This is a genomic window from Streptomyces sp. NPDC031210 (assembly GCF_055570395.1).
In genome coordinates this window covers 696,612-713,591 of sequence record NZ_JBVIHH010000001.1, presented here as the reverse complement: position 1 = coordinate 713,591, position 16,980 = coordinate 696,612, and the positions used below count along the sequence as shown (strand labels likewise).

The window sequence follows — 16,980 nt, the reverse complement described above, 5'->3', positions numbered from 1 at the left end:
GCGCCCGCGCCCGCCCATCCTGGCCCGGGGCCGACCCTGGCGGATCACATCTCGCCGTACGCCTCGCCGCCCAGCTCCAGCACCGCGGTGCCGGCCGTCGCGTCGGCAAGCCAGGCGCGGAAGGCTTCCAGGTCCGCCTCGGGCAGTCCGACCTCGATGCGCACCTGGGCCCCGTACGTCACCTCGCGCACCGAGCGTCCCGTGGTGCGCAGGTCGTTCTCCACGCGGCCGGCCCGCTGGTGGTCGACGGTGAGCGTCACCAGCCGGAAGCGTCGGCGGGTGACTGTGCCCACCGCGTCCAGTGCCTCGCCGACGACACCGCCGTAGGCGCGGATCAGGCCCCCGGCGCCCAGTTTGACGCCGCCGAAGTACCGGGTGACGACGGCGACGACATAGCGCACCTCGCGCCGCAGGAGCATCTGGAGCATGGGGACACCCGCGGTGCCGCCCGGCTCGCCGTCGTCGCTCGCCTTCTGGATGCCGCCGTCGGCGCCGATGACGTACGCGAAGCAGTGGTGGCGGGCGCCGGGGTGCTCCTTGCGGACGCGCGCGATGAAGTCCTGGGCCTCGGCCTCGGTCGCGGCGGGCGCGAGCGCGCAGAGGAAGCGGGACTTGTTGATCTCGATCTCGTGGACACCCTCGCGCGCGAGAGTCCGGTACTGCTCCTGCATCGCACCACCCTATGCGGCCCCGCCGGAGGGGACGCCGGCCGGTCCCGGCCTCCCGCGCCGCGCTGCGGTGTCCGCCGTACGGGGGCCGTGCGCACGGCCAGGCGGCGTACGCGCGAGGTGCGCACGGTGCGTCGCGAGGACGTCCGCCCCGCCCGTGGGCACTGTGAGCCCAGGGCGAGGGCCTCGCGTTTCCGGGGCCGGCTCGTGGACGCAGGAACGGAACGGCCAGTTGGCGGAGGCTTCATGGACAAGAGCACACAGTCGGCGATGACGGCGGGCGTTCCCGTGACGGGCAAGGAGATGCCCGAACCACCCCCGGAAGTCATCGAGGCGGCACGCAACGCGCCCGATCACTGGTTGGCGATGGTCGACCTGACCTGGTCGGGTGAGGGGCAGCCGCCCCTCTGGGCGCTGATCGGGCAGTGGCGGTCGGGGCCGACCGGTGAGATCGAGGAGTGGCGCGACAACCCGGAGTACCGGCCGTCGCCGCAGATGCTGGACTGGCCGGACCCGGCCGACGCGGTCGACGGCGCGGTGCAGCTCGCCGCGACCGGCTACGGCCCGGCCGAGGACGTCCACGCGGCGCTGGCGCGCGCGGAGGTCTCCGTCCTGGTCACCGCGACGGGCACCCCGCTGGCCGCGGCCTCGCCGGAGGGCACCCCGGTGGTCCCCGTCTACACCTCGGAGGGCTATCTCGAAGGGGTGGGACGCCTGATGTTCGACCGGCGGCCGGTGGCCGAGCTCCTCGACCAGTTGCCGCCGGGCCACGCCCTCTACGTCAATCCGACGGGTCCGGTGAGCATGCTCGTGGAGACCGAGCCGGTGCGGGCCGCGGTCGCCGACGCGGCGGCCCTGGGCGACGAGGCTCCCGTGCCGGCCGGTGCCCCGGAGCTGCGCCCGGGTACGGCGGCGGCCGGTGCCGAGCCGGTGGGTGCCGGGATGGCGATCGGCGCCCCGGCCCGCGCCGAGGCCGGCAGCAGCGTCGGCGCCTGACCGGCGGGCAGCAGCGCCCGCGGCGCGTGCGTCGCGAAGCGCCGGCACCTGGACACGCCCCGCCCGTCTTCCCCTTCGGGCGGGGCGACCGCTTGCCTGCCCGGGAATCTCCCGCGTGCGGCGTCCGTTGAGCCGGACAGGACCTTTCCGGCCGCAGGAGGAGTGACGTGTACGGCGACCCCCGCACGATCCGCAGGATTCTCACCGAGCTCGGCGACACCTGGGCCGTGGTGGGCCTGTCCACGAACGAGCGGCGCGCGGCACATGGCGTGGCGGACGTGCTCCAGCGCTACGGCAAGCGGATCGTCCCGGTGCATCCGAAAGCCGAGACGGTGCACGGCGAGCGGGGGTACCCCTCGCTCGCCGCGATCCCCTTCCCCGTCGACGTGGTCGATGTCTTCGTCAACAGCGACCTGGCGGGCGCGGTGGCCGACGAGGCCGTGGCGATCGGCGCGAAGGCCGTGTGGTTCCAGCTCGGGGTCGTTGACGAGGCGGCGTGGGAGCGTACGCGGGAGGCCGGGCTGGACATGGTGATGGACCGCTGTCCGGCCATCGAGATACCCCGTTCGGGCTGAGCGCGCGGTGCGTTAGCGTCCAGGGCATGATCACGCCACGTGCCGCTCTCCCCGAGGACGCCGCCGAGCTGGTCCGGTTGCGCCGCCTGATGTTCCGCGCGATGAACGGCCGTGACGAGCCCGGGGATTGGGAGAGGGACGCCGAGGCGATAGCGCGCCGCCAGCTCGCCGGACCGGACGCGCCGCTGGGGGCGTTCGTGGTGGACGGTGACGAGCCGGGTGCGCCGCATCTGGCGGCGTGCGCGGCCGGGCGGATCGAGGAGCGGCTGCCCGCGCCCGGCCATCCCTCGGGGCGTTTCGCCTTCGTCTTCAATGTCTGCACAGATCCGCGCTACCGGGGCCGCGGTTACGCGCGCGCCACGACCGAGGCGCTGCTGGACTGGTTCGCCGAACGGGGCGTCAGCCGCGTCGACCTGCACGCCACGGACGGCGCCGAACCGCTCTACCGCAGCCTGGGCTTCGCCGAGCACTCCACGCCCCTGTCGCTGGACCTGCGCTCGCGCGCGCCCGGCGGCCGGCTCTGACTACGCCACGCCCAGGCCCTCGATGACCGTGGCGCCGGGCAGTTCCGCCAGCGCCTTGCCGGGCACGATGAGCTTGCCCCGGCGCGCGCCGCTGCCGATCAGCGCGTAGGGGAGGTCGGCGGCCGCGGCGTCCACCAGAACCGGCCAGTCGGCGGGCAGGCCGATCGGGGTGATGCCGCCGTATTCCATTCCGCTGGCGCCGACCGTGGTGTCCATCGGCGCGAAGGACGCCTTGCGGGCGCCCAGTTGGCGCCGGACGACGCCGTTGACGTCGACGCGGGTGTGCGAGGGGACCAGGCAGGCGGCCAGGGTGACCTCGCCGCCTCTCTTGCCGGCGACGACCACGCAGTTGACGGACTGCTCCAGGAGCCAGGCGCCGTAGTGGGCGACGAGGCGTTCGGTGTCCGCGATGGCCGGGTCGGTGTCGACATGGCGCAGTTCCGCGACCGGTACGGAGCCGCTCCACGAGCGGATCGCGGCCGCGACGGGGGCGGGCAGCAGGTCCAGGCGGTCGGCGGCGGGCCGGACCTCGTCGAATGCGTCCATGGGCACGGGCATGGCGCCAAGCTAACAGGGGCGGTGGGTCGTGCGGGACGCCGGTTCAGCGGGCGAGCGGGATGATCACGGCCATCGTCATCTCCACGGGTTCCTCGCCGGCGTTGCGGTAGGCGTGCGCGACCTTGGCCTCGAAGGTCGCCGAGGCGCCGGCCGGGACGGTGTGGTCCTCGCCGTCGACCGTCAGGGTCAGCGTGCCGGCGCGGACGTGGATCAGCTCGACGGTCCCCGGCGGATGCGGATCGGAGCCGCTGCTCTCGCCCGGCATCAGCCGCCACTCCCATAGTTCGAAGGGTCCGGGGGCCTCGCCGCCCACCAGCAGCGAGGTGTAGCTGCCGGCCTCGGTCGACCACATCCGGACGGCGTCGCCGGGCGCGACGATGCGCACCTGGGGGCCCTGTTCGTAGTCCAGGAGCGTGGTGATGCTGACGCCGAGCGCGTCGGCGATCTTGACGGTGGTGCCCACACTCGGGTTCGTACGGGCCTGCTCGATCTGGATGATCATGCCCCGACTGACGCCCGCACGCGCCGCGAGCGCGTCGAGGGTGTAGCCGCGTTCGGTGCGCCAGCGCTTGAGGTTGCGGGCGAGCGACTGCGTGAGCTGGTCGAGGTCCGTCACGGTCCATCCTCATCGAAGGCTAATATATTGGATGCAGTAGTCGACTCAGGTGTACTACGGTGTGCTGCACTTCATCGTTCAGCACACTGTACTGCGAGGTTTCACCATGACAGCGGTCTTCGCCCTGGCCACCAGCCTCCTGTGGGGGCTCGCCGACTTCGGCGGCGGACTGCTGACCCGACGCCTGCACGCCCTGACCGTGGTGGTCGTCTCGCAGGCCCTGGCCGCCGTCGTGCTCGGCGCCATCGTGCTGGCCACCGGCGGCTGGCGGGAGGCCGGGCCGCAACTGTGGTTCGCGGTCGCCGCCGGCGTCGTGGGACCCGCCGCGATGCTCTGCTTCTACCGCGCCCTGGCGCTCGGCCCGATGGGCGTGGTCTCGCCGCTCGGCTCGCTCGGCACCGTGCTCGTCCCCCTCGGCGTGGGCTTCATGGCGGGCGAGCGGCCCGGGCTGATGCAGGCCGTGGGCATGGTCGTGGCCGTCATCGGCGTCCTGCTGGCCGGCGGACCGCGCATCGGCGGCGCGTCCGTGCCCCGCGAGACGATCGTGCTGACGCTGGTCTCGGCGCTGGGCTTCGGCGCCGTGATGGCCCTGATCGCCGAGGCCTCCACGACCGTGACCGGACTCTTCCTCGCCCTGTTCGTCCAGCGGCTGTGCAACGTCGCGGTCGGCGGCGCGGCCCTGTACGCCACCGTCCGGCGCGGCACCCCGGCACTGCCCGAGGGCGGCTTCCCGGAGCTGCGCGGCACCCTGCCCGCGCTCGCCTTCATCGGTATCGCCGACGTCGCCGCCAACGGCACCTACGCACTCGCCGCCCAGAACGGCCCGATCACCATGGCGGCCGTCCTCGCCTCGCTGTACCCCGTCGTCACCGCCCTCGCCGCCCTCGGCGTCCTCAAGGAGCGACTGCGCGCGATCCAGACGGCGGGCGCCTCGCTGGCCCTGGTCGGCACGGTCCTGCTCGCCTCGGGCGGGTGAGGACGGCCGCGTCTTCCGGCGCGGCGGTCCCTTGCCCCGGCCTTCGCCGGGCCCGCTACGTCGCGTCCGCCGACGAGCGGGTCCGGGAGGAATCCGAATCCCCTGCCCCACCTGCCGCCGCTTCCCCCTCCGTCGCCGCCGCGCCGCCGGCCGCCGCCTCCCACTCGGCCACCGCGAGCAACTGCTCGGGAGTGACGCCCTCGGGGATCGGCACCGGCGCCGGGGTGCGCAGCGGCGGCTGCCAGCCCTGGCGCGGGTCCCAGCGGCGGACGACCTTCGCGGGCGCCCCGGCGACCACCGCGTGGTCGGGAACCTCGCCGCGGACCACGGCGCCCGCCGCGACCACCACGTTCCTGCCCAGCCGCGCGCCGGGCAGGATGACCGCGCCGGTGCCGATCCAACTGCCGGAGCCGATGGTGACCGGGTCGGTACGCGGCCACTGCCTGCCGACCGGCACGTCGGGGTCGTCGTAACTGTGGTTGGTGGTGGTCACGTAGACACCGGGGCCGAAGAAGCAGTCATCGCCGATCGTCAGCCGGACATCCGCGATCACATGGCTGCCGCGCCCCAGGACGACGCCGTTGCCGAGGGTGAGGATCGGCTCCGGGCCGAGGTCGAGGTCCGGCATCATGCCCGCGGTCAGGGTCACGTCCTGGGCGATGATGCAGTGGTCCCCGATCTCGATCCACGGGTCGCCGAAGACGGTGCCCTGGGGGAAGGCGAGCCGGGCGCCGGCTCCCAGGCGCCGGAAGCGGTACGGACCGGGCCGGTCCGCCGTGACGGCCGCGGCCTGCCGCACCCAGCGCACGCCGCGGTGGACCGCGCGCGACACGGCCCGGCGTCGCCAGGCCGCGACGGATGAGAACACGTTCTTGTTCATCGGCACCCGCACACCGTACTCAGCGCCCCCCGCCACCTCCCGCGCCGGGCCCTGTGATCTTCGCCCCACCGGCAGGCGCCCCCACCCGGCCTCGCGGCCGTCGTCTACGGTGCTGTCGGCGCGACGCACCAGCGGCAAGGAGAAGCAGGGATGACGGGACGGGCGTTGATTTCACAGGTGGGCGGCAAGGAACCGAGCATCGATCCGGCGGCCTTCACCGCTCCCACCTCCGTCGTCCTCGGCGAGGTCACGCTGGCCGCGGGCGCCAGCGTCTGGTACCACGCGGTGCTGCGCGCCGACTGCGGACCGATCGTCCTCGGCGCGGACAGCAACATCCAGGACAACTGCACGGTGCACGTGGACCCGGGCTTCCCGGTGACCGTGGGCGAGCGGGTCTCCGTCGGCCACAACGCGGTGCTGCACGGCTGCACCGTCGAGGACGACGTCCTGGTCGGCATGGGTGCCACCGTCCTGAACGGCGCGCACATCGGCGCGGGTTCGCTGATCGCCGCGCAGGCGCTGGTCCCCCAGGGCATGCGGGTCCCGCCCGGCTCCCTGGTCGCCGGAGTGCCGGCGAAGGTCAAGCGCGAGCTGACCGACGAGGAGCGTGAGGTCATCAAGCTCAATGCCGGGATGTACCTGGGACTGGCGGCGGCGCACCGGGAAGCGGTGGGGGACGACGGGGCGCCGGACTCCGGGCGCTGATCCGGCCTCGGAAGCGGTGGGGCCGCCTTCGGACCGGTGCGGCCGGGTGCGGCTCGTGACGGCCGCCCCGGCCGGGAGGCTTCAGCCCCGCCGGGCCGACGCGCCGGCGGCCAGCACGGACGTCATCAGCTCCGCGTCGAACAAGGTGGCGTCCGCGAGGCGGTGGGCACCGGCGTAGGCGTTCATCATGACCTTGGCGGTCCGCAGTGCCACGGGCGAACGGCGGATGAGGGGCTTGGTCCACTGCCTGATCGCGTCGTCCAACTCCGCCTCGGCGACGACCTTGTGGAGGATGGACAGCTCGGCGGCCTTCACCGCGTCGAAGCTCTCCCCGGTCAGCACGAGTTCCCGGATGCGGGCGGCGCCGGTCTCGTTCAGCAGGCGGGGCAGGGCGCCACCCCAGGCGGGCGGCAGTCCCAGGGCCAGCTCCGGCATCCGGAACCGGCAGTCGTCGGCCCCGGCCCGCAGGTCGCAGAAGAGAGCGAGCGCCATCCCGGCCCCGATCACGCCGCCCTGGAGCCGGGCGATGGTGACCGCGTTGGCGGTCGCCAGGGCGTCACAGACCCGGCGGGCCTTGTTGGCGAGCACCCGCAGGTCCGCGCCACCGGGATCGGCGGCGAGGAGTTCGGCGAACTCCCTGCGGTCTCCGCCCAGGCAGAAGTCGGCACCGGCGCCGGAGAGGATCAGGACCCGCACACCGGACTCGTCCTGCACCGTGCCGAGTACGGCGAGGAGTTCGTCAAGCACCAGCCCGGAGACGGCGTTACCGGTCTCCGGGCTGCTCAACTCGACCTTGAGCACGGGCCCTTCGGATATGACGCGGAGCGCCTTGAGATCTTCCACGACGGTGTTCCTTGTTCTCGCTTCTCATTGTCGGTGCACTGCCTGCTTCTCCCCGGGATCGATACGTCAGGGGGCGGCTACCCGTAGCTCCATGATGCGTCGGAAGCCCACCCTCGGGGCCCAGACCGGGGGCGCGGCCACCCGTAGGCCGGGCAGCCGTCGGAGCAGGGCGCTCAGGAGTGTCGTCGCTTCCAGACGAGCCAGCGGGGCACCGAGGCAGTAGTGGATTCCGCCGCTGAAGCTGAGGTGGGAAGCCTTACGGCGGATATCGAAGACCTCGGGGGCCATGTGGTGGGCCGGATCGTGGTTCGCGGCGCCCACCATGAGGTGGATCATTTGGTCCTTCGCGATGGGCCATCCGGCCAGTGCGGTGTCCTCGCCGGCGACCCGGCTGATGACGTGGTTCGGGGAGTCGTAGCGCAGCACCTCCTCGACGGCGTCCGGTATGTGCTCCGGGTGGGCGCGCAGCCACCCCAGTTGGCGCGGGTGCTCCAGCAACAGCCAGGCCATGGTCGACAGCAGCGTCGCCGTCGTCTCCGGTGCGGCCAGGAAGACCAGGAGCGCCAAGAGGTAGACGGCCTCGTCGGCCGCCTCCCGGTCGGATTCGAGAGCGTCCCAGGTCCGCAGCCACGCCGAGACCGGGTCGTCCCCGGGTGCTCTGCGCCGGTCCCGCACCAGGGCGGTGAAGTACTCCCGCAGCCGTTCCGTCGCGGCGTCGGACCGGGCGAGCTGGCTCGCGGAGGGCAGCAGTTCCTGGGTGAACACCTGGTCGTGAGCCCATGACCGCAGCAATGGATAGTCGGCGGGCGGCAGTTGGAGGAATTCGCCGATGGCGCCCATGGGCAGCTCTTCACTGACGGTGGAGCTGAAGTCGGCCTCGCCATGGCGCAGTTTATCGATGAGCTGGTCGAGAAGCCGCTCCACAGACTTCTCAATCGTCTTCTTGATAACCGGCACGGATTTCCGGTCGAAGATATTGCCCAAGGACCGCCGCACCCGGGTGTGGTGCGGCGGATTGAGCGCGGGCAGGGTTCTGCTCATTTCCCGCGAGGAGCGCGCGCTCCACCGTGTCGCATCCCCCTGACGTGCCCGCCAGCCACTGTCGGGCACCCGCCAGCCCCGGTCTCGCAACACCTGGTCACACAGCCCGTAAGAGGTGATCAGATATCCGCCCCACGGAGCCGGCACGACGTCCCCCATGGACCGGAGTTCCGCATAGACAGGCAGGGGATTCGCCTGTCCACTCGCCGTACGCAGGCGGGAGAAAAGGGAAACCACCGTGCGCCGATCGACGGGTGGGGAAGCCAGGGCGGGCTCCACAGTGACTCCTTCAGACGATCAAGTTGAACGCGACACCCCTGCCTACCCGTGCGCTTGAACATTCATACGACGGAAAGATGGTCGAGCTTGTTGCGAACGTCACACCTTCCACCACGTCAGGAATCCGCTCCACCAACTGTTCTTCCTCGATTTGCCCGGAGTCTCCTGCACGGGGGGATGTGACGCGGCGTGGCCGGCGGCCGGGAATCCGACCGGGGAACGACGCTCGGCGCGGATCGGGGTGAAGCGGGCGGGCAGCGCGTTGAGCGCGCGGTGGAAGGGCCCGGGCCGCCAGGTCAGACTCTCCTCGGGCACGCCCAATTCGACGTCGGGCAAGGTGTTGAGGAGCTTTTCGATGGCCAGCACCGAGATCAGCAGGGCGGGGTCCTTGGCCGGGCAGGCGTGCGGGCCGGCTCCCCAGGCGAGGTGGGCGCGCTTGCTGAGCGTCTGGCGGCCCACCGACAGGCTCGGATCGGTGTTGGCCGCGGCGAAGCTGATGAGCACCGGATCGCCGGCGTCCAGTTGGCTCCCGGCGAGATCCACGTCGTGCACCGGGTAGTGCACGGCGTAGTTGGCGATCGGCGGGCTGTTCCACAGCACGTCGTTGATCGCGTCGTCCACGAGCAGCCCGGCCGAGTGCGGGCCGCCCGCGTACTTGTCGTCGGACAGCAGCAGGCGCAGGGCGCTGGAGATGATGTTCTGCATCGGCTCGGCGCCCGCCCCGATGAGCAGGACGAGCTGGTGGATCATCTCCTCGTCCGTCAGGTTCGAGGGATGCGCCATCAACCAGGAGGTGACGTCCTCTCCCGGATGGGCACGCTTCAGCGCGACCAGCTCGAACAGCGACTCGGTGAGGACCTCGTTGGCCTTCTCCGCGTCGACGCCGTCGAAGATGCCCGAGAAGCCGAAGACCAGCCGGTCACCGATCTCGGCCGGGCAGCCGAAGAGGTCGTTGAAGACCAGCAGCGGCAGCCACTGCGCGTAGTCGGTGACCAGGTCCGCCTTGCCCCGGCTGCTGAACTGTTCGATGAGGTAGGTGGCCACCCGGTCGACGTGCCGGCTCATCCGGTGCATGTCCACACGGGCCAGGCTGTCCGTCACCGCCTGCCGCAGCCTCAGGTGCTCGGCGCCGTCGGAGAACATGGAGTTCGGCCGGTACATCAGCATGGGCAGCACCGGGCTGTCCATGGGTATGCGCCCCTCGTTCAGGGCCCGCCAGCGCCGGGAATCGCGCGCGAAGGCGTCCGGGTTCTGCAGGACGTGGAGCGCCGCGGCGTAATCCGTGACGAGTTCGGCCTCCACCCCGGGAGCCAGCTCGACGGGCGCGCTGGGGCCGCGCTGCCGCAGGCTCGCGTAGAAGGCATCCGGCGCGGCGGCGAATTCGGGCCCGTACAGGGGCGCTCGTCCGCCGCCGGCGTGCGCGGGGCAGCCGGGTGGCGGAGTCTGGTATTCCGAGTGAGATGACATGCCTGAACTCCTAGTTGAGGCGGGACTGTAGATAGCGGACGAGCGTGATCAGGGAATCCGCCGATGACCGCTGGTCGCGCGCGTCACAGGTGACGACGGGGGTCTCGGGGAGCAGGTCCAGCGCCTCGCGGATCTCGTCGAGCGAATGGTCCGGCGTGCCGTCGAAGCGGTTCACGGCGATGGCGTAGGGAATGCCGTAGTGCTCCACCAGGTCCATGACCGGGAAGGAGTCCTCCAGGCGCGCGGGGTCGACGAGCACGAGCGCGCCGAGCGCCCCCCGCGACATGTCCTCCCAGACCTGAACGAAGCGCTGCTGGCCGGGCGTTCCGAACAGGTACAGGACCAGCTTCTCGCTGAGGGTGAGGCGCCCGAAGTCCATGGCCACGGTCGTCGTGGTCTTTCCGGGCGCTCCTTTCGGGTCGTCAATTCCCGCGCCGGCCTGTGTCATGACTTCTTCGGTGCGCAGCGGAGGAATCTCCGACATCGTCCCGATGAACGTCGTCTTGCCCACGGCGAAGTGTCCGACCACGAGGATCTTCGCCGCCGTCTGCACCGAATTACGCAGATAAACGTTGTCATCCGAAGCGAGCCTGGAGCCCATTCAGCACCTCCTCGAGGATTTGCCTGTCAACGAGCTGGGCAGACGGTATGGGAGCCCGCGCACGAAGGTGTCCTTCCTGAGTGAGGTCGGACACCAGGATTTTGACGACACCGACCGGAAGTCGTGTGTGTCCGGCGATTTCGGCGACCGAAAGGAAGCCTCCCGAGCAGAGCTCAAGGAGGCGGAGCTTCTCCGGATCGAGGGGTTTGGTCCGGGGTGGCTCCTCATGCACGGTGACCAGGGTGATCAGCGAGAAATCGCTGCCGTCGAGGAGGTCACGGCCGTTGGTGATGACGTACGGCCGCACTAATTCCGCTGCTTCGTGTTCCAGTTCCGGCTCGTCCGAGATCGTCATGGTTGGATATCAGCCCTCTCACGGGGCGGGCTGGTCAGCGCCTTGCCGAGCTGCCCGACGAGCTGCTGCATACGGAAGGTGATCTCCGCCATGTCCACATCCGGCGATGCCGACACCGCGAGATAGGCGCCTTCTCCGGCCGAAATGAGAAAGACCCAGCCGTGGTCGAATTCCACCAGCGTCTGGCGCCACTGCGAGCGCGTACGGGTCGCGCCGCTTCCGCAGAAGTCGGCGACCGTACGGCTCAGCGACTGCATTCCGCTCATGGCGGCGGCGACGGTATCGGCGTGGTCCCGGCCGACCTCTTTCGAGCGCGCCATGAGAAGACCGTCGGCGGAGACAAGAATCGCGTGTTGCGCCTCGGGCACTTCCAGAGCACTGTCAAGCATCCACGACAAATCGTAGTTCACTGAGCCTCATGCCCTTCACTGCTTGCGTTGGTGGAACGCCGGCCCGATTGCGTCCCCCGCTGGAATGCGCCCATGACGGACGCGGCTCTCGCGCTGTCCCGGGCCGGGCCGTTCGTGCTCTCGGCGTCCGCCGGCACGATGGATATCGCGCCGCGTCGCCGGCGCTTGGGAAGACCGCCCGCCGTGGTCGCGGGGGCGGCCGGGGCAGGGGAGCCCGCCGGGGAGCCCGCCGGGGTCTCCTCGGGCGGCATCGGGGCGGACGCGGCCACGGCGGGACTCTCCTCGGGCTCGTGCAGGGACGTCAGCAGATCGTCGGGAAGCAGGACGACCGCGCGCACGCCGCCGTAGGGCGAGGTGGAATCCACCGAGACCTTGAAGCCGTACCGGGCGGCCAGCACACCGATGACGGTGAATCCGAACTGCGGCGGATTACCGAGACTGGAAACGCCGGGCGAATGCTCGCTCGACAACAGCTCGGCGGCCCGCGCCTTTTCTTCCTCGTTCATGCCGACACCGGCGTCGTCGACGACGATGCACACGCCCTTGGGCACCGGACGGATATTGATCTCGATCACCGTCTCGGGTGCCGAATAGCTGGTCGCGTTGTCCAGCAGCTCGGCCAGGGTCAGCGCCACCGGCTCCACGGCGCGGTTCACGATCGCGTAGTTGCTCTGCGACCGGATCTCCACGCGCGTGAAATGGCGGATACGGCCCTTGGCGCTGCGGACCACGTCGTAGAGAGAAGCCGCGTTCCGCCGCCGTCCGAGCCAGCCGTCGCAGAGCACGGCGATGGACTGGGCGCGCCGCGCGAACTGCGAGTTCATGTGGTCGATGTCGAGCAGGTCCTGGAGAATGCGGTGCTCGCCGTACGTCTCCTGCATCTTGGAGATCGCCAGTTGCTGCTCGCTCGCCAGACCCTGCAAGGTCCGCATCGCGGCCTTCAGCGTGTTCTTCGTGGCTTCTTCGGCGCGGTCCTTGGCCTCTTCGACGGCCTCGGCGTAATGCCCCTCCAGGGTGGCGTAGTGCGCCCGGAGTGCGTCCTGTTCCTTTCTTAGCTCCGCGTTCTTCTTTCGGCCGCGAATAATCACGGCTGCGGCGACAGGGGTACCAGCGATCAAACCCCAGAGCGCTGGATCCTGGAAGTATGGCGTCATAGGACTCTCTTCGGACGACGGAGCCACCGGATATCGGATGCCGGGCGGGCGCGAGCCACCTCACACACGATCCCAGGCATACGCGATCGGCCACGCGCGGTCGCCTGCCAGAAAGCCAACGAAGGCCCGGCTAATGGCATGATTCTCCCCGGAGTGGCGGTTTTCTCGGGCCGATACGCGGAATTTCTCTTTTGCCATAGCAGGTGATGACATCGCTTGGCAAGTATGATGATCTTAGCATCACGGCACCATCGGCCGTCTATGGCGATCTCCCCTCTAACGAGAATCTGACGGAGATTCAACAATGGTTCCCTTTGGGTCCATTGGGCGTTCTTTCCCCGTCCCCGCACCCAGCGCTTCCGCTATTCGGACAACCGTTCCTGACGTCCGGTCGACGCCGGCCGCGGCCGCGAGCGGCCGCCCGGGGTCAGCGGTGCGGGGCGTCGTGGACGTAGGTGATCGCGTCGCCGCTCACTCGCACCACACGTACCGTCATATCGCGGTCCGTGCCCCGCAGATAGTGCGCCGTACACAAGGTCCGGGCCCCTTCGACCGCTCGCAGGTCCCGGGCGCAGTCGACCGAGCGCGGCCCCCGGGGGATGACGGGCAGCGACAGGTGGCCGGAAATCGACCGGGCGACCTCGGCACGCGGTACCGACCCGGTCACGTCGTCCACCTCGCTGGTCGCGTCCCGGGCCATCAGCCAGTGACTGCCCGCCATGAGGCCACCCGCCAGCAGAGCCGTCCCGGCCAGCGCCAGGCCCAGGGCCCGCAGATACCTCACAGCACTTCCTCCCACCGCAAGACGACGAAACGCCGGCCGCTCCAGCGGCCGGGCAGTGGCCCATTGTCGCCGCCCGCCCGGCACGGGCGACAACAGGGTCCGCCCCTCGGTACGCGCCGGGACCCTGACGACCCGTCAGGCAGGCGGCCCGGGCTGTCAGGCAGACGGTACGGGCCCCTGCATCCGCGCACTGATCCAGTGCAGCGATTCGGCCATCCGCTGGATGTAGGTGTGGCCGCTGTGCACCCCGTGCGGTATTTCGAAGAGCGCCGTGTGGACCGGGCCGCCGGTGTGGTCCCGGATGAAACGCTTCACGTCGGGCACCGCCACCTCGTCGGACCCGAGCTCGAACGCCAGGTACACCGGCGGTCCGTGGTGCGCGGCCAGCCGACGGGCCAGCCACCGCGGGTCGTTGGCGCGCTTCTGGCGCGGGTGCCCCCGCCACAGCGGCGAATCGGGCTTCGTGTCCGGGCCGTTGGCGACGACCGCCTTGAATCTCCCCGGGTGTTTCAGCACCGCCTTCAGCCCGGCGAACCCGCCGGAGGAGGACCCCATGAAGGCCCAGCCGTCACGGCTGTCGTACGTGCGGAAGTGGGCGCGCGCGAAGTCCGGCACGTCCCGCGTGAGCCAACTCCCCATCTTCGGCTGACCCGGTATGTCGCTGCCGTCGTAGTACCTCTTGGTCGGGTTGAGCACCGGCATCACCAGGATGAACGGCAGCGTCTTGCCCTGCTTCGACCAGGCGGCGACGCGCTCGGGGAGCGCGAAGGTGTCCCCGGCCCAGTAGTTGAACGGGTATCCCCAGGCACCGGGCAGCGCGATCAGCACCGGGAAACCGCTCCTGGCATACCGCTGCTGGTGGTACTGCGGCGGCACCCACGCCCAGATGTCCCCGGTGAACCCGGACTTCCGCCCGTGCCACCTGGCCCTCACCACCTGGGTGCCGTCGTCACCGGTCGCGCGGAACGGAAGGAGCGCGGAGCGCGGGCCGGTGGGCGGCACCATCCTCGGCCTGCCGTTGCTGGCGTCCACGGTCCGCGCGTGCGGCCGCGGCACACCCGACGCGTCGACGGCGCCCCCGTCCTGGCTGCCGCAACCGGCAAGGAGCGCCACGGCGACCGCGCTGAGCGCGGCACCGGCACGCAGGCACTTCATCGGAACGTTCTCCTCGGACAGGTCCGGGTCCGGTCCACGGGCGGCCCCTCGCCATCACCGAGGTACCGGACGAAAGACACCACCATAAAAGCGGCGGGCCCCTGCCCCGTGCCGGCCCCGGACCGCGGCGGCCCTGGGCCACACCGTCGGCGGACCGGCCGGGAAACGGCCCGTCGCGTCAACGGAGCCGGCCGCCATCCGCCCGATCGAGACCCCGCCACTCACACACGGTGAGGTATCGAACGCACTCGGCATGCGAGGGGGCGCGACCGGTCTCATCCTGGGAGGCATGAACCGCGCACCTGTGATCGTGCATCCGCCGTCCACCGGCGGTCGCCGCGTCACGCTCCACGGACAGGACCTCGGGCGTGCGCGGCGCACCGGTGACGTGGCCGCGTTCCTGCGCCGGGCCGGATTCCGCCCTACGAAGTTCGTCTGGGACGACACCGGCGTCTTCGAATGGCGCGACTGCGGACCCGACGTCTGGTCGACGCCCTGAGCGATGCCGCCGGGCTCAAGCCTGGCGAGGCGCGCGGCCTCCGGGTCGGTGGTTCTCGCGCCGCGCCTCAGGCGCCCGCCCCACGCGGCTTCGCGCGGACGTGCATGCGTTCGCCCTGCGGCCCGAAGAGGCTGAGGACCTCCACCGGCGCCCTCCCCGTACTGCCGAACCAGTGCGGCAGCCGCGTATCGAACTCGGCGGCCTCCCCCACCTTGAGTTCGATGTCCCGCTCGCCGAGGACCAGCCGCAGCCGGCCGCCGAGGACGTACAGCCACTCGTAGCCCTCGTGCGTACGCGGGTCGGGAGTGCTGCGGGAGGTGCCGATGACCATCTTGAACGCCTGGAGCCCGCCGGGCTGTTGACTGAGCGGCACGACCGTGGTGTCCCCGCGCCTGACCGGCTTCAGCCGTACCCGTGGATCGCCGACCGGTGGCGCGCCGACCAGCTCGTCCAGAGGCACCTGGTGGGCGTGCGCGATCGGCAGCAGCAGCTCCAGATTGGGCTTGCGCTGCCCGGACTCCAGCCGGGACAGGGTGCTGACCGAGATCCCGGTGGCCTCCGACAGGGCGGCGAGGGTGCACTCGCGCTGCTGTCGGATGCGCCGGAGCCTGGGTCCCACAGCGGCGAGCACGTCTTCCATTCCCTTATTGCAGAAACAGCAACAAGGTTTGTCAAGCTTGCCCCGCCCCGCGCAGGGTCGGCGCCAGGAGGTGCACGACATGGCAGAGGAACGCGACATGGCAGAGGTACGCGACACGGCGGACGTAGCGGAAACAGGCACAGGGGAACCGGGAGGATCTGCTGGAGCTGGAGAAGGTGCGATGAACGACTTCGACTGGGCCGCGATGACCGACCTGCTGGAGCTGGAGGGCGAGACGCACAGCCCTTATGTGCGGCAGGCCCTGGCGTACGTACGGGAGTCCTTCGGGGAAAGGGAGGGGCGGGGTCCGCGGCGGATCCTGGACATCGGGAGCGGCCCCGGGGTCGCGGCCTGCCGGTTGGCGGCGACGTTCCCGGAGGCCGAGGTGACCGCGGTGGACGGGTCGCCGGAGCTGCTGGCCCGCGCCGGGGCACGCGCCGAGCGGCTCGGCGTACGGCTGCGGACCGAGGTGGCCGAGTTCCCGGCGGGCCTCACCGACCTGGGTCCGGCGGACCTGGTGTGGTCGGGGCAGGTCGTGCATCACGTCGGCGATCAGCAGGACGCACTGGACCGGCTGGCCGGTCTGCTGGCACCCGGTGGCGTGCTGGCGCTCGTCGAGGGCGGGCTGCCGGCCCGCTGTCTGCCGCGTGACCCGGGATTCGGCCGTCCCGGCCTCCAGGAGCGTCTGGACGCCGTGCTGGCGGACCGCTTCAGCCGGATGCGGGACGAGCTGCCCGGATCGGTCGCGGTGGTCGAGGACTGGCCCGGCATGCTGCGGGCCGCGGGTCTGGGCGAGGTACGCGCCAAGACGTTCCTCGTGGACCGTCCGGCGCCCCTGGCCGAGGGGCCGCGGCGGTCGGTGCGACGGGCTCTGGAGCGGTATCGCACGATGCTGGGCGAGCTTTTGGACGCGGCGGACGTGGCGACGCTGGACCGGCTGCTGGACCCGGACGACCCGGCGGGTATCGACCGGCGTACGGATCTGTTCCTGCTGACCGCGAAGACCGTGCACTTCGGCCGGCGGCCGGAGAGCCGATAAAGCGACAGGAAGGGCGGGGACGGCGAGAACGGCAGGGACGGCAGGGGGATGCGGTGTGGCGTCCGCGACGTCCGCCGTACACAACGGGACCGGGGGGGGGGGGGGGGGTGGGGGGGGGGGGGGGGGGTGGGTGGGGGGGGGGGGGGGGGGGGGGGGGGGGGGAGTAGGGGGTTTACCTAAACTGTTTTCCCACCCTCTCGTCGGACCGACCCTCC

At 71.0% G+C, this 16,980-nt stretch carries 21 protein-coding genes; 7 read left to right on the top strand and 14 right to left on the bottom strand.

Annotated elements, in window-relative coordinates; translation table 11 throughout:
* Positions 1–44: 44 nt before the first annotated feature.
* Positions 45–671: a YigZ family protein gene (locus ACZ45Z_RS03340; protein ID WP_468355233.1), complete on the bottom strand. Its 627-nt coding sequence runs from the start codon at positions 669–671 to the stop codon at positions 45–47.
* A gap of 243 nt (positions 672–914) precedes the next feature.
* Between ACZ45Z_RS03340 and ACZ45Z_RS03335 the strand changes: the two genes are divergently transcribed.
* The 3 genes from ACZ45Z_RS03335 (at position 915) to ACZ45Z_RS03325 (ending at position 2,763) form a co-directional block, all read left to right on the top strand.
* On the top strand, positions 915–1,664 hold the full coding sequence (locus ACZ45Z_RS03335; protein WP_468355230.1) for a type VII secretion system-associated protein: 750 nt from the start codon (positions 915–917) through the stop codon (positions 1,662–1,664).
* Between the two features lie 167 nt (positions 1,665–1,831).
* Positions 1,832–2,239 (top strand): CoA-binding protein, encoded by a 408-nt coding sequence (locus ACZ45Z_RS03330; protein ID WP_468355227.1) that lies wholly within the window; start codon positions 1,832–1,834, stop codon positions 2,237–2,239.
* 26 nt (positions 2,240–2,265) lie between these two features.
* Positions 2,266–2,763 (top strand): GNAT family N-acetyltransferase, encoded by a 498-nt coding sequence (locus ACZ45Z_RS03325; protein WP_468355224.1) that lies wholly within the window; start codon positions 2,266–2,268, stop codon positions 2,761–2,763.
* Here ACZ45Z_RS03325 and ACZ45Z_RS03320 read toward each other — a convergent pair whose 3' ends face one another.
* Both ACZ45Z_RS03320 and ACZ45Z_RS03315 read right to left on the bottom strand, forming a co-directional pair.
* Positions 2,764–3,321 carry a YbaK/EbsC family protein gene (locus ACZ45Z_RS03320; RefSeq protein ID WP_468355221.1) on the bottom strand — a complete coding sequence of 186 codons (558 nt, stop codon included), beginning with the start codon at positions 3,319–3,321 and terminating at the stop codon, positions 2,764–2,766.
* 43 nt (positions 3,322–3,364) lie between these two features.
* Entirely contained in the window at positions 3,365–3,937 is a 573-nt protein-coding gene (locus ACZ45Z_RS03315) for a helix-turn-helix domain-containing protein (protein ID WP_468355217.1), read from the bottom strand.
* 106 nt (positions 3,938–4,043) lie between these two features.
* Here ACZ45Z_RS03315 and ACZ45Z_RS03310 point away from each other — a divergent pair, with 106 nt between their 5' ends.
* On the top strand, positions 4,044–4,913 hold the full coding sequence (locus ACZ45Z_RS03310; RefSeq protein WP_468355214.1) for an EamA family transporter: 870 nt from the start codon (positions 4,044–4,046) through the stop codon (positions 4,911–4,913).
* Positions 4,914–4,968: 55 nt separating this feature from the next.
* Here the strand turns inward: ACZ45Z_RS03310 and ACZ45Z_RS03305 are convergent, their stop codons facing one another.
* Positions 4,969–5,793 carry an acyltransferase gene (locus ACZ45Z_RS03305; protein ID WP_468355567.1) on the bottom strand — a complete coding sequence of 275 codons (825 nt, stop codon included), beginning with the start codon at positions 5,791–5,793 and terminating at the stop codon, positions 4,969–4,971.
* 150 nt (positions 5,794–5,943) lie between these two features.
* Between ACZ45Z_RS03305 and ACZ45Z_RS03300 the strand changes: the two genes are divergently transcribed.
* Positions 5,944–6,498: a gamma carbonic anhydrase family protein gene (locus ACZ45Z_RS03300; RefSeq protein WP_468355211.1), complete on the top strand. Its 555-nt coding sequence runs from the start codon at positions 5,944–5,946 to the stop codon at positions 6,496–6,498.
* An 81-nt stretch (positions 6,499–6,579) separates the two neighbouring features.
* On the opposite strand, the gene ACZ45Z_RS03295 is transcribed toward ACZ45Z_RS03300, so the two are convergent.
* The 9 genes from ACZ45Z_RS03295 to ACZ45Z_RS03255 all read right to left on the bottom strand — a co-directional run bounded on the left by ACZ45Z_RS03295 (position 6,580) and on the right by ACZ45Z_RS03255 (position 14,587).
* Entirely contained in the window at positions 6,580–7,341 is a 762-nt protein-coding gene (locus ACZ45Z_RS03295) for an enoyl-CoA hydratase/isomerase family protein (RefSeq protein ID WP_468355208.1), read from the bottom strand.
* A gap of 66 nt (positions 7,342–7,407) precedes the next feature.
* Positions 7,408–8,661, bottom strand: coding sequence for a cytochrome P450 (locus ACZ45Z_RS03290; protein ID WP_468355204.1), 1,254 nt, complete (start codon positions 8,659–8,661; stop codon positions 7,408–7,410).
* Positions 8,662–8,760: 99 nt separating this feature from the next.
* Positions 8,761–10,128: a cytochrome P450 gene (locus ACZ45Z_RS03285; protein WP_468355201.1), complete on the bottom strand. Its 1,368-nt coding sequence runs from the start codon at positions 10,126–10,128 to the stop codon at positions 8,761–8,763.
* Between the two features lie 10 nt (positions 10,129–10,138).
* A complete protein-coding gene (locus ACZ45Z_RS03280) occupies positions 10,139–10,729 on the bottom strand; it encodes a GTP-binding protein (RefSeq protein ID WP_468355198.1) in 591 nt (196 codons plus the stop codon).
* Positions 10,704–11,084 carry a DUF742 domain-containing protein gene (locus tag ACZ45Z_RS03275; protein ID WP_468355196.1) on the bottom strand — a complete coding sequence of 127 codons (381 nt, stop codon included), beginning with the start codon at positions 11,082–11,084 and terminating at the stop codon, positions 10,704–10,706. The genes ACZ45Z_RS03280 and ACZ45Z_RS03275 overlap by 26 nt, the downstream gene beginning before the upstream one ends.
* Positions 11,081–11,494: a roadblock/LC7 domain-containing protein gene (locus ACZ45Z_RS03270; protein ID WP_468355193.1), complete on the bottom strand. Its 414-nt coding sequence runs from the start codon at positions 11,492–11,494 to the stop codon at positions 11,081–11,083. Before ACZ45Z_RS03270 ends, ACZ45Z_RS03275 begins: the two co-directional genes overlap by 4 nt.
* Positions 11,491–12,648: an ATP-binding protein gene (locus ACZ45Z_RS03265; protein WP_468355190.1), complete on the bottom strand. Its 1,158-nt coding sequence runs from the start codon at positions 12,646–12,648 to the stop codon at positions 11,491–11,493. The genes ACZ45Z_RS03270 and ACZ45Z_RS03265 overlap by 4 nt, the downstream gene beginning before the upstream one ends.
* A gap of 427 nt (positions 12,649–13,075) precedes the next feature.
* A complete protein-coding gene (locus tag ACZ45Z_RS03260; protein WP_468355187.1) occupies positions 13,076–13,432 on the bottom strand; it encodes a DUF4333 domain-containing protein in 357 nt (118 codons plus the stop codon).
* Positions 13,433–13,588: 156 nt separating this feature from the next.
* On the bottom strand, positions 13,589–14,587 hold the full coding sequence (locus tag ACZ45Z_RS03255; RefSeq protein WP_468355184.1) for an alpha/beta hydrolase: 999 nt from the start codon (positions 14,585–14,587) through the stop codon (positions 13,589–13,591).
* 289 nt (positions 14,588–14,876) lie between these two features.
* On the opposite strand from ACZ45Z_RS03255, the gene ACZ45Z_RS03250 reads away from it, so the two are divergent.
* A complete protein-coding gene (locus ACZ45Z_RS03250) occupies positions 14,877–15,086 on the top strand; it encodes a hypothetical protein (protein ID WP_468355181.1) in 210 nt (69 codons plus the stop codon).
* Positions 15,087–15,153: 67 nt separating this feature from the next.
* On the opposite strand, the gene ACZ45Z_RS03245 is transcribed toward ACZ45Z_RS03250, so the two are convergent.
* Positions 15,154–15,726, bottom strand: coding sequence for a helix-turn-helix domain-containing protein (locus ACZ45Z_RS03245; RefSeq protein WP_468355178.1), 573 nt, complete (start codon positions 15,724–15,726; stop codon positions 15,154–15,156).
* A 181-nt stretch (positions 15,727–15,907) separates the two neighbouring features.
* Between ACZ45Z_RS03245 and ACZ45Z_RS03240 the strand changes: the two genes are divergently transcribed.
* Entirely contained in the window at positions 15,908–16,765 is an 858-nt protein-coding gene (locus ACZ45Z_RS03240; RefSeq protein ID WP_468355175.1) for a methyltransferase, read from the top strand.
* The last annotated feature ends 215 nt before the right edge of the window (positions 16,766–16,980 follow it).